General features: G+C 39.6%; 13 protein-coding genes. 9 read left to right on the forward strand and 4 right to left on the reverse strand.

The annotated features are described in order from the left end of the window. The first annotated feature begins 88 nt into the window (after positions 1–88). A complete protein-coding gene (locus tag HLH14_RS07285; RefSeq protein WP_171532812.1) occupies positions 89–1,891 on the forward strand; it encodes an acyl-CoA dehydrogenase C-terminal domain-containing protein in 1,803 nt (600 codons plus the stop codon). A gap of 172 nt (positions 1,892–2,063) precedes the next feature. After that, positions 2,064–3,845, forward strand: coding sequence for an acyl-CoA dehydrogenase C-terminal domain-containing protein (locus tag HLH14_RS07290; protein WP_171532813.1), 1,782 nt, complete (start codon positions 2,064–2,066; stop codon positions 3,843–3,845). Positions 3,846–3,904: 59 nt separating this feature from the next. Here HLH14_RS07290 and HLH14_RS07295 read toward each other — a convergent pair whose 3' ends face one another. Further along, complete coding sequence (locus HLH14_RS07295; RefSeq protein ID WP_171532814.1) at positions 3,905–4,114, reverse strand: hypothetical protein; 210 nt, start codon at positions 4,112–4,114, stop codon at positions 3,905–3,907. Positions 4,115–4,294: 180 nt separating this feature from the next. Between HLH14_RS07295 and HLH14_RS07300 the strand changes: the two genes are divergently transcribed. Next, positions 4,295–4,792 (forward strand): phosphate-starvation-inducible protein PsiE, encoded by a 498-nt coding sequence (locus HLH14_RS07300; RefSeq protein WP_067722900.1) that lies wholly within the window; start codon positions 4,295–4,297, stop codon positions 4,790–4,792. Positions 4,793–4,931: 139 nt separating this feature from the next. Here the strand turns inward: HLH14_RS07300 and HLH14_RS07305 are convergent, their stop codons facing one another. Beyond that, positions 4,932–5,441 (reverse strand): RcnB family protein, encoded by a 510-nt coding sequence (locus HLH14_RS07305; protein WP_171532815.1) that lies wholly within the window; start codon positions 5,439–5,441, stop codon positions 4,932–4,934. A 200-nt stretch (positions 5,442–5,641) separates the two neighbouring features. Between HLH14_RS07305 and HLH14_RS07310 the strand changes: the two genes are divergently transcribed. Then, positions 5,642–6,091 carry a hypothetical protein gene (locus tag HLH14_RS07310; protein ID WP_086194016.1) on the forward strand — a complete coding sequence of 150 codons (450 nt, stop codon included), beginning with the start codon at positions 5,642–5,644 and terminating at the stop codon, positions 6,089–6,091. A 217-nt stretch (positions 6,092–6,308) separates the two neighbouring features. On the opposite strand, the gene HLH14_RS07315 is transcribed toward HLH14_RS07310, so the two are convergent. Both HLH14_RS07315 and znuD read right to left on the reverse strand, forming a co-directional pair. After that, positions 6,309–7,772: a phospholipase D family protein gene (locus HLH14_RS07315; RefSeq protein ID WP_171532816.1), complete on the reverse strand. Its 1,464-nt coding sequence runs from the start codon at positions 7,770–7,772 to the stop codon at positions 6,309–6,311. A 106-nt stretch (positions 7,773–7,878) separates the two neighbouring features. Then, positions 7,879–9,936 carry a zinc piracy TonB-dependent receptor ZnuD gene (gene znuD / locus HLH14_RS07320; RefSeq protein ID WP_171532817.1) on the reverse strand — a complete coding sequence of 686 codons (2,058 nt, stop codon included), beginning with the start codon at positions 9,934–9,936 and terminating at the stop codon, positions 7,879–7,881. A gap of 146 nt (positions 9,937–10,082) precedes the next feature. Between znuD and HLH14_RS07325 the strand changes: the two genes are divergently transcribed. The 5 genes from HLH14_RS07325 (at position 10,083) to HLH14_RS07345 (ending at position 15,507) form a co-directional block, all read left to right on the forward strand. Further along, on the forward strand, positions 10,083–10,835 hold the full coding sequence (locus tag HLH14_RS07325; RefSeq protein ID WP_171532818.1) for a DUF4184 family protein: 753 nt from the start codon (positions 10,083–10,085) through the stop codon (positions 10,833–10,835). Positions 10,836–11,027: 192 nt separating this feature from the next. Then, entirely contained in the window at positions 11,028–12,818 is a 1,791-nt protein-coding gene (gene aspS / locus HLH14_RS07330) for an aspartate--tRNA ligase (RefSeq protein ID WP_171532819.1), read from the forward strand. Between the two features lie 114 nt (positions 12,819–12,932). Then, a complete protein-coding gene (locus tag HLH14_RS07335; protein WP_067722914.1) occupies positions 12,933–13,151 on the forward strand; it encodes a hypothetical protein in 219 nt (72 codons plus the stop codon). Between the two features lie 191 nt (positions 13,152–13,342). After that, positions 13,343–14,215 carry a lysophospholipid acyltransferase family protein gene (locus tag HLH14_RS07340; protein ID WP_171532820.1) on the forward strand — a complete coding sequence of 291 codons (873 nt, stop codon included), beginning with the start codon at positions 13,343–13,345 and terminating at the stop codon, positions 14,213–14,215. 386 nt (positions 14,216–14,601) lie between these two features. Continuing rightward, positions 14,602–15,507, forward strand: a complete 906-nt coding sequence (locus HLH14_RS07345) for a glycosyltransferase family A protein (protein ID WP_171532821.1) — start codon at positions 14,602–14,604, stop codon at positions 15,505–15,507. The last annotated feature ends 67 nt before the right edge of the window (positions 15,508–15,574 follow it).

Genomic DNA, 15,574 nt, shown 5'->3' on the forward strand with positions numbered 1-15,574 from the left:
TTAAGCCATACAAATACGTGTCATAGAAGGCACGTTCAAATGTTGATTAGGATTATAAGCTGGTTAAACCAGTATTGAGGAAACCGATATGCCACAATACAAAGCGCCCTTACGTGATATGCAATTCGTTCTCCATGAATTACTAAATTCTGAAGAACATTATGCAAAACTCCCTGCATTTCAAGAAACCGTAAGCCGTGAGTTGGTTGATCAATATTTAGAAGCTGCTGCTGACTTCTGTGAAAATGAACTTTCTCCTCTTAACCAAGTGGGCGACCGTGAAGGTTGTACTTGGAATGACGGTGTTGTAACAACGCCTACCGGCTTTAAAGAAGCATATAAAAAATATATCGAACTTGGCTTTCCATCGTTATCTGCTGAAGAGCAATATGGTGGTCAAGCTTTACCGAATTCTTTAGGTATTACCATTTCTGAAATGGTCGGTACTGCAAACTGGTCTTGGGGCATGTATCCGGGTCTTTCCCATGGTGCGGTACGTACTTTGGAACACCACGGTTCTCAAGAACAAAAAGACACTTACCTACCTAAACTTGTTTCAGGTGAATGGACAGGCACCATGTGCTTGACTGAATCTCATGCAGGTTCTGACTTGGGTATTACCCGTACCAAGGCTGAACCAAATGCTGATGGTAGCTATGCAATCTCTGGCGAGAAAATCTTTATCTCTGCTGGTGAACACGACATGGCGGATAACATCATCCATATCGTTCTTGCTCGCCTTCCTGGCGCACCAAAAGGCACGAAAGGCATCTCGTTATTCATTGTTCCTAAATTCATTGTAAATGCAGATGGTTCACTGGGTGAACGTAATCCTGTACGTTGTGGTTCAATCGAACACAAAATGGGGATCCATGGTAACGCCACGTGTGTAATCAACTTTGATAAAGCTCAAGGCTTCTTGATTGGTCCTGAAAATCGTGGCCTAAACTGCATGTTCACCTTTATGAACAGTGCACGTATTGGTACTGCTGTACAAGGTCTTGCTGCATCTGAAGCATCTTTCCAAGGTGCCCTTGCCTATGCCAAAGATCGTTTGGCAATGCGTTCACTTTCAGGTGTTAAAGCGCCAGAAAAAGAAGCAGACCCAATTATTGTTCACCCTGCTGTGCGCAACATGCTTTTAACTCAAAAAGCATATGCAGAAAGTGGTCGTGCGCTGGTCTACTTATTGGCTCAATATTCCGATGTGGTTGAACACGGTACAACTGAAGAAGAACGCAAATCTGCAGACAACATGTTGTCTCTTCTTACCCCAATCGCAAAAGCATTCTTGACTGAAACGGGTTCTGAATCTGCGAAACACGGTGTTCAAGTGTTCGGTGGTCATGGCTTTATTTCTGAACATGGCATGGAACAGATTGTTCGTGATACACGTATTGCGTGTCTTTACGAAGGTACCACTGAAATTCAGGCGCTTGACTTGTTAGGTCGTAAAGTTTTGGGTACTCAAGGTGCAATGTTGAAAGACTTCACCAAGATCATCCACAAATTTGCTGAAGCAAACAAAGACAATGCTGCAATGAAAGAATTCGTTGAACCACTTGCTGCTCTAAATAAAGAGTGGGGTGATTTAACCATGCAGATTGGTATGCGTGCAATGCAAAACCCGGATGAAGTCGGTGCAGCTGCAGTGGATTACCTCTACTTCTCTGGGTACGTAACCCTTGCTTACTTATGGGCTCGTATGGCGCTTCTCGCTCAAGAAACGCTTGCTGCTGGTACCACAGAAGTTGACTTCTACAATGCCAAAGTAACCACAGCACGTTTCTACTTCAAGAAAATCCTTCCACGTGTACGTTCACACGTAGACGTGATTGCAGGTGGTGTAGAGCCATTACTTGCTTTAGATGCTGAACACTTCGCATTTTAATTTTCATAAAGTTTTAACTTGATGAACAGGAGAAGGACAGTCATTGATTTGACAGTCCTTTTTCTTTATAAAAGATGCAAAAATTAATCTTTAGTCGTCTAACAACAATATTTTTCATCGCTTAGACTCAACTAAAACCGAACTGACTCAAACAATAAACAGGTAACACTTTATGCCAATTTATAATGCCCCTCTTGCAGATATGAAATTCATCCTGAATGATGTTTTTAATGCAGAGCAATTCTGGCAAGCCAACGAAAACCTTGCCCATGTGGATGCTGCAACAGCAGAAGCTATTCTTGAAGAAATGGCGAAGTTCGCGCAAAACGTCACTTTACCGATTAACCGTAGCGGTGATGAAGAAGGCGCTAAAATTGAAAATGGCAATGTAACAACTCCTGCTGGCTTTAAACAAGCATTCAAACAATATGCAGATGGCGGCTGGATTGGTTTAGGTGCAGACGAAGAATGGGGCGGTCAAGGCATGCCAAAAATGCTGACTGTGCTTGCGGACGAAATGCTGTTTGCAACCAATCCATCATTCCTGCTCTACCCGCTTCTTTCTGTGGGTGCAGGTATGGCGCTCAACAGTTACGCATCTCAAGAGCAAAAAGAAACTTATTTACCTAAAATTTACTCTGGCGAATGGTCAGGCACCATGTGCTTAACCGAACCTCATGCAGGTACAGACTTAGGCATTATTAAAACTAAAGCTGAACGTAACGAAGATGGTACCTACAACATTACCGGTACTAAAATCTTTATTACTGGTGGTGACCACGACTTAGCAGAAAATATCATTCATTTGGTATTGGCTAAAACGCCTGATGCACCTGCAGGTTCACGCGGGATTTCATTGTTCATCGTGCCTAAATTCATGGTCAATGAAGATGGTTCACTTGGTGAACGCAATGCGGCAGGTCCAGGTTCAATTGAACACAAAATGGGGATTAAAGCCTCTGCAACTTGTGTAATGAACTTCGACGGTGCCAAAGGTTACCTTGTAGGTAAAGAAAATGAAGGCTTAGCGGCAATGTTCGTGATGATGAACTACGAACGCCTGTCTATGGGTATTCAAGGCCTAGGTGCTTCTGAATTTGCCTACCAAAATGCAGCGCAATATGCGACTGACCGTATTCAAGGTCGTAGTGCTTCTGGTATTCAATCTCCAGCCAAAGCAGCAGACAGCATCCTTGTGCATGGTGATGTACGCCGTATGCTGTTAAATGCGCGTGCAAATAACGAAGCATCGCGTGCGTTTGCAGTTTACGTAGGTCAACAACTGGATATCACCAAATTCTCTACCGATGCTGAAGCAGTGAAAGCTGCCAACAATCGTGTTGCATTACTTACGCCAATCGCAAAAGCATATTTAACCGATACTGCTTTTGATGCAGTGATTGATGCGCAAATGGTGTTTGGTGGGCATGGTTATATTCGTGAATGGGGTATGGAACAATGCGTACGTGACTTACGTATTGCACAAATTTACGAAGGCACCAACGGTGTTCAGTCTCAAGATTTAATTGGTCGTAAAACCATTAAATGTAAGGGCGAATTCATTGCTGAATATATTCAGGAGATTCGTGACTTCGCGAACAGCCTGGATGCTGATCTTAACTTCATTAAAGATGCAACATTAGATGCAGCAACTGAAATTGAATCAGTGACTCAATACGTGATTGAAGCTGCACGTGAAAATATTGAATTCCCGAACTCTGCGGCTGTAGATTATCTACATGCGGTAGGTCTTTTAAGCTTCTCTTACATGTTCGCAAAAATTGCGAATGCAGCTAAAGCGAAAGAAGGCGAGTTCTATCAAAACAAATTGGCACTTGCTCAATACTTCGTGCAACGTATTTTGCCTGAGCTTGCACTACGCATTACCAAAGTAAAAGCAGGTCCAGAAGTGATCATGAACTTCAGTGAAGATTACTTTACTAACCAATCTTAATTTAAATCAGATATAAAAAAACGCCTGCATTGTCAGGCGTTTTTTATATCTAAAATGACTTAGATCTTTTCAACAATAATGGAATCTGAAGTTTTTTTGCTATTTTGTTCGTCTTGATGAATTTTCACAATTTTTATCACTCCCTCGGATTGTAAATTTTCACATAAGGCAATCAGCTTCTGCATTTCATCTCCCTTAATACCCGAACCTAAAATGAGTTTTTTACCATTTTGTAAACTATTAATTTTTGTTTGAATTGTTTCTAACATTTTCTTTTCCCTGATCAATGAAATAACCATTCATACAATATATCAATTCCGTATAAAAAAAATACAGTCCATTGAATTATTTATAACATTCATTTTTTTACCTTTTAATGTGCATGAAAATTGCATACTGTTTAATACCAGTTTCATACAAATGCTCATCTAATATAAAGGAGGAAAAACATGCCAAAACCTGATGCCAAAGTTGAAAAAATTGAAACCCTCCTCGACCGTTTCGGAAATATCGCTGTAGAAAGTTTTCATTATATTGCGCTATTTATTATTGGCTGTATGGTGATCTGGTCTGCAGGTCATACCGTATTCCACATACTTACAGTGAAGCAATTCGCTACCATTGACGATATTCTGCTGTTATTTATCTACCTAGAACTGGGCGCCATGGTCGGTATCTATTTCAAGACCAATCACATGCCGGTGCGTTTTCTGATTTATATCGCGATTACGGCACTCACTCGCCTACTCATTTCGGATATCCAGCACGACCATAAAGCGGATATGGACTTGGTAATTATTACCGGTTCGATTCTGATTCTGGCTTTTGCAATCTTGGTGGTGCGTTATGCATCCTGGACTTATCCATCTGTTATTCGTGACAAACATAGTGAAAAGTCATTACCCGAAGGTAAAACGCCACGTCCACAAGATGATGAGTTGGCTTAATGCTCTTTAATTCCCTCTCCTTCCAGGAGATGAGAATCCTCAGAATATATTCTGAGTTCGCAAGGGACAGGCCAAATTCCAATTTGAATATAAAGGCAAAATAAAAGCAGGCATATCGCCTGCTTTTTCACTCTTTACTCTATCGATTCGGCACCAACACATAGCGCCCATTTTCAAAGATCCAGTACGTTCCATTGGGCGGTGCAGGCAAACCTACGCGTTGCCAATCCAAAATTAAGGTATAGCTTGAACTTTTAATCCGTGCCGTGGGATCACCATTCACCCAGCTATAGCTTTGTGAGTTATGGGTGATAGTCGTGGGAGCGCTATATTGAATACTGATGCCATTTTGTATCGGTGGATAATAACCGCCATGTGGTGGACGTGATGGATAATGTTGGTCATTGGGGTGATTTTGCGGATAGTGATTATATGGATAGCTATTTCGTGGATAACTATGTTTTGAATAGCCAGGACGCTGCTGTGGATAGTTATTTTTTGGATAGCTAGTTTGAGGATAAGCAGGCCGATGCTGATACTTGCTAGTATCCAAACCACGATAATTGGACCACTTATTTTCCGCTTGCGTCGTTGCAGAAGCCCCCAAGAGCACGATGCCACCAAGAGCACAAACCACCGCTACTTTCATCAGAGCCTCCGAACGATGTTGATCGCATCATATAGTTTATAAACTCATTTTAATCCCTAGTTTAGGATAAAAAATGAATAAAAAAGCATCTAATGCAACGTTTTGTAAATTAAATTTTGCTGTAATTTCATGCTTTCGTGCATCTGGGCGCTGAATATGTTTATGCTAGGATATTATTTTTTGTTACTGGATCAAACAGAGTGGCTGATTTAAGTTTTGACCGCCTACATCAATTCTTTTGCAAAGTGCCGAGCGTACAAGAAGCATTGATTGATGCTTATGGTTCAGATGGTCAACATGCATGGTGGTTTAAATTTCAGATTAATGTCGATCACCCGCTTGCATGGCAAACCGTTCAGGAATTGGGTCATGTGCTAAATTACATTTCCAAGAATGAACGTCTTCCAACCCAGTTCTTGCCTGTTTCACCACCACCCTATATGAATGGTGAAGCGAAAGATTTTTTGGCGTGGGTAATTCAATGTAATCATCCTGACTTTCCACCCGATGTGGTGTGCGACTGGTTAGAAGCGCGTTTGCCGCAACCGGTTGAAGATGAAAGTCAGTGGAAAATTAAAACGGATTTAAAAGAACTCGACAAAATGAAAGATGCTGATTTGGATGCATTAATTCCACCGAATCCTTTATAGAATATTGATATAAAAAAGAGCGTATAAGCGCTCTTTTTTATTTTTAACAGATTTAATCTCCCTAAATCCCTCTTGAGGGAGTTTCATCCCTTTATTAAAGGTGAGAGATTGCTACAGAATAATTGCAATTGATTATTTTGTTTACCTCTCCCTAGCCCTCTCCTGAAAGGAGAGGGAACTCCTTCTCCCAGAGGGAGAAGGCTGGGATGAGGGTTATTTAAAACGTAGACAACCCACTCCATTCCATAAAGCGGTAAATGCCATATTTGAGTTTCGATTCATCTGCATATTGACTGTAATCGACACTCATATTTTTGCCATCCAGGTTTGACCAGGCTGTATCAAAATATTGCTTGGCATCGGTAAAAACTTGCGCTTTTGATGCACCCACGACACGTAAATTGGTTTCCAGATTATAATTTTTAATATTACGTGCGGTGAAATTCGCAGAACCTAAAATCAACTCTGAATTTTGTGCATTACGTTTCACAATCATCTTGCTATGGCACTGTTCTCCTTGGGTATTACACCAGCGCACAGGCACACCCGCATCATTCAATTCGGAGGCCACTTGGCGGTTAGGAATACCATTCTTTTGGCGACCAAAAGCATCTTTATTCGGATCGAGTAAGACACGAAGTTTTACCCCACGCTCATGTGCCGCAATTAAAGCTGTCACAATATGACGTTCAGAAAGATAGAACATCGCCAGATCAATCTGCTCTTGTGGCTTAGCAGTTTCAATTAATTTTATCGTTTCATCAAAAATGGCTTTTTCAGTCAGTACCTGAACTTGCGGCAAAGATTTTTCGCCTTCAAACTCACCGACAATTACCATCGGAATATCGCCTTTGGACATTCGTCCTACAGCCTGTTCGGTCTTTAACACATCAATTGCAGTATTGCCTGAAACGACCAAAGCCACGTTGGAATGACGTGAACTGCCATCATGCGGATTGGCTGAAGTCACCAAGGCTTTCCAGCCCTGTGCTGTATCTACAACCACGGTTTTGCGGTGATTGGCTCTAAAATTAAATAAATTGAAATAACTGCGTAAGGTGATTTTTTCAGGACCAAATGGATTGGCGAGCCAGCCTTTTTCAGGATTATTACCCGCATCCTGACAACAGATATACCAAAAGCCCGACCACAATGGATTGGGTGCACGTAACGGTCTTAAATCCGTTTCAATCACATCAATACCGGCAGAACGTAACTGACGATAATGCTCTGGTGCAACACCACCATAAACAGAATTAATCGGATCGGTAATCACTTTAATTTCAATATTTGGCTGTACGCCACGTTTTGAAATTAAGGCATCGGTTAACTGTTGCGCCAGTGTGCGATGCGCAAGCGTTGATTCACCGACCTCTTTATTGAATAAAAACATATCCAGCACAATGGTCGTTTGCGCTTCATCAATCATTTTTAACATTTCATTAAAAATGACCTGGTTTTGTTGTTGTTTACCACTTGCATCAATATAGGTTTGATCTGCTAGAAATTTCACCTCGGCATGACGCAATTTACCCGTAAAATCCAAGCCCTCTGGCAAGGGTTTATAAGTGTGATAAATCGCAGATGAGAGATATCCCAAAGCCAACAAACCGATCATCACGCTGACATAGCGACGGCGTGACCAATTCAATTTCTGATGAATTCGTTGAAAAATACGCATAACAAAAAACCTAGTCCAATGGCATCAGACTAGGTTTTATTGCTTTATTTTTCAAGCGGATTTCTGTGAATCCTGCCTGAATGACTTTATCTACGCTAACTTTTGCCTAGAAACCAAATTCTAAACCAACGCTAAAGTTACGTCCGACTTGCGGAATATTCGACAAGAATGAAGCATGTGAATACACTTGTTGATCCAGCAAGTTATTGGCTTTGAAATACACGCGATAATCGTTATTTTTAGCATATTGACCTGCGTAAGATACGCCAAGATTCAGCATATTGTAGCCATCGGTTTCCTGCTCATCACTTGTGATCTTGTCCTGATTAAATACATGGTAATACTCGGCTAAACCAGACCAGTGATCATCAAAATTCGCATCGACTTTGGTACCGAGACGACCTGCTGGGACACGTGGTGCATTTTCACCATCAATTTTGCCACGGACATAATCGCCAAACACGCTAAGTTTATAGGCATCAGTTAAAGCATAAGACGCTTGTGCTTCGGTACCATAAAACTTGGCTTTGTCTTGGGTGTAATCCACCAAACGGAAATTTTCAAATTTATCTGTGGTCGCCGCATAAATATAGTTGTCAAACCAGTTGTGATAGACATGCACATGGTAATCAAACTTGTCCTGCTCATAATGCAAACCAAGCTCCAGATTATTGGATTTTTCCGCACTTAAATTTTCATTGCCGCGTTCGAAAGTATTGGTCGCGAAATGCTTGCCATTGGCATACAGTTCTTGCGCCAAAGGCAGACGTTCTTGATGAGAGCCAACCAAAGACAATTTATAGCTCGGTGCAAACTCCCAGTTCACGGCGCCTGAATAAGAGAAGCCATAATCTTCAAAATCTTTTTTATTTGAATCAATTGCAATTTTTTGCTGGTCTAAACGAGCACCCAGTTCAACATGAACATCATTAAACTGCTTATGCTCTAAAGCAAATAAACTCCACTTTTGAGTTTTGGTCGGATCAAGTAAAGATTCTTCCCCGCTAATATCCAGCTTTTGCTGATTATATTGAGCACCAATCACCCCTTCCCAATTCGCAACAGGATTGTGAACCAGCTCTAAGCGTGCATCATAACCCTGACTTTTAAAATTGGTCATGACTGAATTTTCTTCAATTTCATCATGTTTATAGTCGGTATAACTGGCATGGGCGCGAAGCTTTTGAAAACCGGCAAACGGATCACTGAGTTCGGTACGGAAATCATAACGTTCTGATTTCAAATCGACCCATGGCCCAGCAGCGTGATCATGCTCTTCATCATGATCATGTCCATCATGGTTCAACGCATGACCTGTATGGTCGCCACAAAAAAGTTCATTATCATGCGGATGACAATCTTCATATTCATGACTGTGCCCTGGCAAACCATACTGGTCCTGACGATTACTATATGAAATACCGCTAAAACCGCGATCGTGAATCCAAGATAAACCGACATTCACCGTTTCACCTTCGGCAAAGGTGTTGTCTACACGACGTTCTTTTTCACCCTCATGAACATAATCAGGCGCAATATAGTTGTTGGCATCACGCTTTGAACCTTCGACACGTAATGCAACCTGATCAGCTAAAGCCACCGTTGCACCCGCACTGGCTAATTTCTCATCACTGCCAGAGTTGTAGCGCAAGCCCACTTGCCCTTCATAACCTTTTTCAGGCATTTGGGTCGGAATTTTATTGTCAGTGACATTCACCAATCCACCAACTGTGCCTGCGCTATACAGTAAAGTCGATGGGCCACGAATAATCTCAACTTGCTTGGCTAAAATAGGATCAACTGTTACCGCATGGTCTGGTGAAAGTGTTGATACATCGGCAGTTTCAGAAGCATGTTGTAAAACTTTAACGCGTGCACCATCTTGCCCGCGAATTACTGGACGACTTGAACCAGAACCATACTGGTTCGAAGATACTCCCAGTTCACCTGCCAAAGCGTCACCAATGGTCACTCCACCTTGTGCAAGCTTTTTATGATCAATTACCTGATCAGCCACTGCAAAATCTGCAGCCGACTGCACTAAGGGATGCGCTTGTAATTTGATGGTTTCTAATTGTTGGTTTGTGCGCTGCTCTTCTGCGAAAACAGCGGGTGCGATGACTGCAAAAATAGAGAGTGTAATTAAATTCTTATGAAAAGACATGGAACTGGCTCAAAACTGCGATTTTTGGATAGTGTTATAATATAACATTTCACTTTTTTTGCAATAAAAAACACTTCCTTTCTAAACTTTCGGATAAACTGATTTTTCAACTTCATTCAATGATAATTACATTTTAAAGTTTTTAGATGCCTTTTACCTTATCACATGCAGTTTTAGCTCCTCCAATTGCCAAACTCACCGGCTATCGCTTACCGATTTCAGCACTTGCGATTGGCAGTATGACACCTGATTTATATCGTTTATTCACCTCCGAAACCTATGATGCTTCCCATCAATGGCAAGGTTTAATTGTTCCCGATTTATTGATTGGTTTAGGTTTTTGCTTGCTGTGGTATGGGCTGTATCGACCGGTAATTTTTAGATGGATTGGTATGGTGAAGCCCATTGATTGTGGCTCTTTCGATAAAGTGATAGGGTTTATTCTCAGTGTCATCTTTGCTTTGATCGTTGGGATTTTTAGCCATTTGATTTGGGATGGATTGACACATTCAGATTTCAGAACATTTGCCTTTGATTCCTTCTTAAATCGACCTGTTTTACTGCTTAATCACATCTATCCGATGCACCGTGTTCTACAAATTGGGACTTCGATTATTGCCTTACCTTTTATGGCGTGGATGGGAATACACTATTATTTGAAATATAAGCAGGCAGATTTTGTTCCAACTAAAATTAAGATCTCTGGCTTATTCATTGTGCTCATCTCATTGCTCACTGCTGTTTATTATTATCTTCAATTTTTACAAACCTTTGGATCAAATCCATGGTCAGTCGACCTCTATTCATTTATTGGTCGATCGGTGAACCAATTTTCAAGCGTATTTTTAGTCACCTTTAGCTTGGGCTGTCTCCTATTCTTATTTCTGGATCGGAACTGACGTTTGGGTGGTTAAATTTCTAAAAATCGAATCAATTTAGAATCTTTTGCCCCACCTCCACCTAGAAATGATGGTGTTTATTGATCTAGTTCTTGTGACAAAATCCTCAAAGAGGCATAATTCACTATTCAAAGGCGGTACGCTGTTTACGTATTCGCTTGCCTTAACCCATATAGTTGGATTTCTAACGCTATGATGCGAACTCATTACTGCGGTACTTTAACCGAAGCCCAAATTGACCAAACCGTAACATTATGCGGTTGGGTACACCGTCGCCGTGACCACGGTGGTGTTATCTTCCTTGATATGCGTGACCGTGACGGTCTTGTTCAAGTCGTTATTGACCCAGATACTCCCGAAGCCTTCTCAACTGCTGACAAGGTACGTTCTGAATTTGTATTAAAAATTACAGGGCGTGTACGTCGTCGTTATGAAGGCACAGAAAATGCCAACATGGTGAGCGGTCAAATCGAAGTTCTAGCAAAAGACATCGAAGTTCTTGCTGCTTCTGAAACACCGCCTTTCCCTTTGAATGACGAAAACACCAATATTTCTGAAGAAATTCGTTTGAAATACCGTTTCCTGGATATCCGTCGTCCAGAAATGATCGATCGTTTACGTTTCCGTTCTAAACTCACTAACCTGATTCGTAACTATTTTGAAGAAAATGGTTTCTTGGATGTTGAAACTCCGATCTTGACTCGTGCAACACCTGAAGGCGCACGTGACTATTTAGTTCCAAGTCGTGTTTCTAACGGTAGCTTCTATGCCCTTCCACAATCACCACAATTATTCAAACAATTGTTGATGGTGGGCGGTATCGATCGTTACTACCAAATCGCAAAATGTTTCCGTGATGAAGACTTGCGTGCCGATCGTCAGCCAGAATTCACCCAGATCGACGTTGAAACATCGTTCATGAGTGACGATGACATTATGGATTTGATGGAAACTTTAACGATCAAGATGTTCAAAGAACTTCTTAATGTTGAATTCGACAAATTCCCGCGTATGACGTATGCAGACGCTATGCGTGACTATGCATCTGACAAACCAGATATGCGTATTCCTTTGAAACTTGTTGACGTTGCAGACATGATGCAAGACGTTGAGTTCAAAGTATTCGCAGGTCCTGCTAAAGATCCTAAAGGCCGTATTGTTGCACTTCGCGTACCGGGTGCAGGTTCACTTCCACGTAGCCAAATTGATGAATACACGAAATTCGTGGGTATTTATGGTGCGAAAGGTTTAGCTTACATTAAAGTCAACGAACTTGAAAAAGGTATTGAAGGTCTTCAATCTCCAATCGTTAAATTTATCGAGCCAATCGTGCTGGATCTGTTGAAACGTGTTGGCGCTGAAAATGGCGATATCGTATTCTTCGGTGCAGATAAAGCCAAAGTTGTGAATGATGCAATGGGTGCTTTACGTATCAAAGTCGGTCATGACATGAAGATGGCAACTTGCGAGTGGGCACCTCTTTGGGTGGTTGACTTCCCAATGTTCGAAGAAACTGATGATGGCAAATGGACTTCTGTACATCACCCATTCACACTACCTAAATCAAGCGTTGAAGAAGTGAAAAACAACCCAGGTGCTGCGTTGTCTGTTGCTTATGACATGGTATTGAACGGTACTGAAGTCGGTGGCGGTTCACTACGTATCTTCAACCTCGAAATGCAAAAAGCCATCTTTGAAGCTTTAGGTATTTCTGAAGAAGAAGCGGAAGAGAAATTCAGCTTCTTGTTGAATGCATTGAAATTCGGTGCACCTCCGCATGGTGGTTTGGCATTTGGTCTTGACCGTTTAGTCATGTTAATGACTGGCGCGACTTCAATTCGTGACGTAATTGCATTCCCTAAAACCAAGACTGCTGAATGTCCATTAACTCAAGCACCTGCGCCAGTTGAACCTAATCAATTGCGTGACCTAGGTATCCGTCTACGTGAAAAACCAAAAGCTGAAGTAAAAGTAGAAGTTTAACGCTTTAATTCAGTGATAAAAAACCCTGCTTATGCAGGGTTTTTTATTACATTGAGATCAAGACTTGAGAATGGCATAATAGCTGCCTATTTCTACTTTGTGGTGAACAACCTTATGGCTATGCGTCCTGCTGTCCGTCGTCGTGCACTTGTGTTAATTATATTTGCTATAGCTCAATGGTTGTTTATGCGTTATATCTTAGCCAATGGTTTGTTCAATATGGACACCAATCAACGTATTCTATATTTTTGTGTGAGCAGCTTAGGTGGGGCCTTACTTATTTTTGTGAGTTTGATTTATATGGTTTTGAAAGGTAATGCTGACAAACCTTAATCATCTTACAGTCTCCACTGGATTTATAAGATTCTTCTTCCAGTGATTTTGCCCCATTATTTATTTTGTTCTCAAGACTTTTGACCTCATTTTCTGTGGTTTAGAAATGACGCAGCATCTTTGATGCAATAAAACTCTTTCCAAAATTTTCTTTTTATAATTATCTTGGCTATAAAGAGTTGTGCGTTGTTATGTATTTTTTATTCAAAGTTGTCTCTTTACTTCCGCTCTGTGTCTTGCAATGGATTGGATCTTGGATTGCCACATTACTTAATAGCTATAATTCATCCATGAAACGGATTACCCAGATTAATCTGCAATTAGCTTATCCGCATTTAACATCCCAGCAACATCAGGCTTTAACTAAAAGCAGTTTAAAAAGCCAATGTATGACCTACCTAGAGTCGATTAAAATCTGGGGCATGCCACACAAATATAATGTTGGCTTGATCAAAAATACTTTTGGCGAACAGCATCTAACCGAAGCACTAAATAGTGAAAAAGGCACGATTGTTGTGCTGTTGCATTTAGGTAATTGGGAGTTGGTGAATGTTTGGCTAAATCAATATACCGCGCCTGTGATCATGTACAAGCCCAGTAAAAACAAGGGCATCAACCGCTTTATGTTAGAGGCGAGACAAAGCACGAGAGCAACGCTTGTACCTACAGATGAAAATGGCGTACGTGCGATTTTCAAGCACCTAAAACAAGGCGGCTTAACAATGATCTTACCTGACCATTTACCTAAAGAATCTGGTGGTATTTATGCCGATTTTTTTGGACAAAAAGCCTTATCCACCACCTTAGTTTCCAAACTTGCCAGTAAAATGCAATGTAATGTGATTGGCATAAGTTGTCTGCGTAATTCAGATACTCATTTTGATATCCAATGTACTCAATTATCCGATAATATTTTGTCTAAAGATTTACAGGTTTCAGTGAACCAGCTAAATCAAGATGTTGAAGCCATGATTAATGTCGCACCTGAACAGTATATTTGGTCTTATAAGCGGTTTAGAAAAGTAGAAGGGAATAAAAATCTTTATACATCAAGCACAATATAAATGGCCATGCGTCTTGCGCTCTAAACCGTAGGCATTAGTGATAGTGTTTTTTAGTTGTATAATCGCTATTTATACGCTATATACTTGCCAACAATCTGTTCCCGGGTAGTCTATTTTTTTGAATTAATGTTTTAGGTGTATTTATTATTTTTTTGTTTTTAATTTAGATAGTATCGATGGACAATATAAGTTTGCTAGAATGATACTAAAGTTCTAAAGAATTTTTCTATAATTTTAGAAATTAGTTCCAAATCAAAACGAATACAATTTTTCAAAGTTTTCTAAAACTTATTTTTCAACAATCTAAGGCTATACCTACTAGCTTTTTAGTTATAAAATTTAGTAAAATTGATATATATTTAGCAAAATAAAAATTGGAAAAATTAATGCAGCCTGAAACAATTGCAATAATCACACCACTATTTAATGAAGAGAAAAATATACCTAAATTCATAAAAAATTTAGATCAACAAACTAATAAAAATTTTAATGTTTATTTCATTGATGATGGTTCTACAGATTCAACATTAGAAATATTATATAAGCATTTAAGAACAGTTGACATTAACTATACTATATTAACTCAAAAAAATAGTGGTGCAGCTGAGGCTAGATATAATGGAATTAATAATGCAAAAGAAAATTACTGTTTAATTGTAGATTGTGATGATGCTATATCTAAAAATATGATTGAGAATATACTTAAAGTTATTTATACATCAGAATCCAAGATAGATACGATCATATTTGATGTTTTGATGCAGGAAGAAAATAACAAATATAAACCATTATGCTATTTTGACAACAAGAGAAACCTTTTCACTGGTTTAGAGTGTCTTGAAAATTCAATAGGTGGTTGGAAAGTTTCAGGCCTTATGTGCAGTAAAAAAGACATTTTCCTTAAAAGCTATGAGCTATATTATAATTTAAATACCAATAAAGAAAACTTTATCAATAATGATGAAATTATTACAAGATTAAATTTCCTACATTCGAAAGAAGTTCAAAAAATAAAATCTATTTACTATTATAATTACAACAACAATTCAACAACGAGAAAGATCAATACAAATAGATGCCTACTTATTAATAATGCAGTAATTCTACATAAGCTTTTAGCTAACCATTCAATTAAAGAAAAAACAAATAAAGAACTTTTTATTACACTATATTCCACAGCAAAATATTTAAAAAAGAATAAGAAACATATAACAGATAAAAACAAGTGGATATCAACGTTAAATGATGGCTGCAGATATATCTTCGAAACTAAAATTTTAAGTCAACAGTGACTTCTTAATCAAATAAGATTCATTAAAGTTTTATTTTTAATACAAATGTTTAAAAAAGGATTAATGT

Source organism: Acinetobacter terrae (assembly GCF_013004375.1).
In the GTDB taxonomy this organism is placed as follows: Bacteria; Pseudomonadota; Gammaproteobacteria; order Pseudomonadales; family Moraxellaceae; genus Acinetobacter; species Acinetobacter terrae.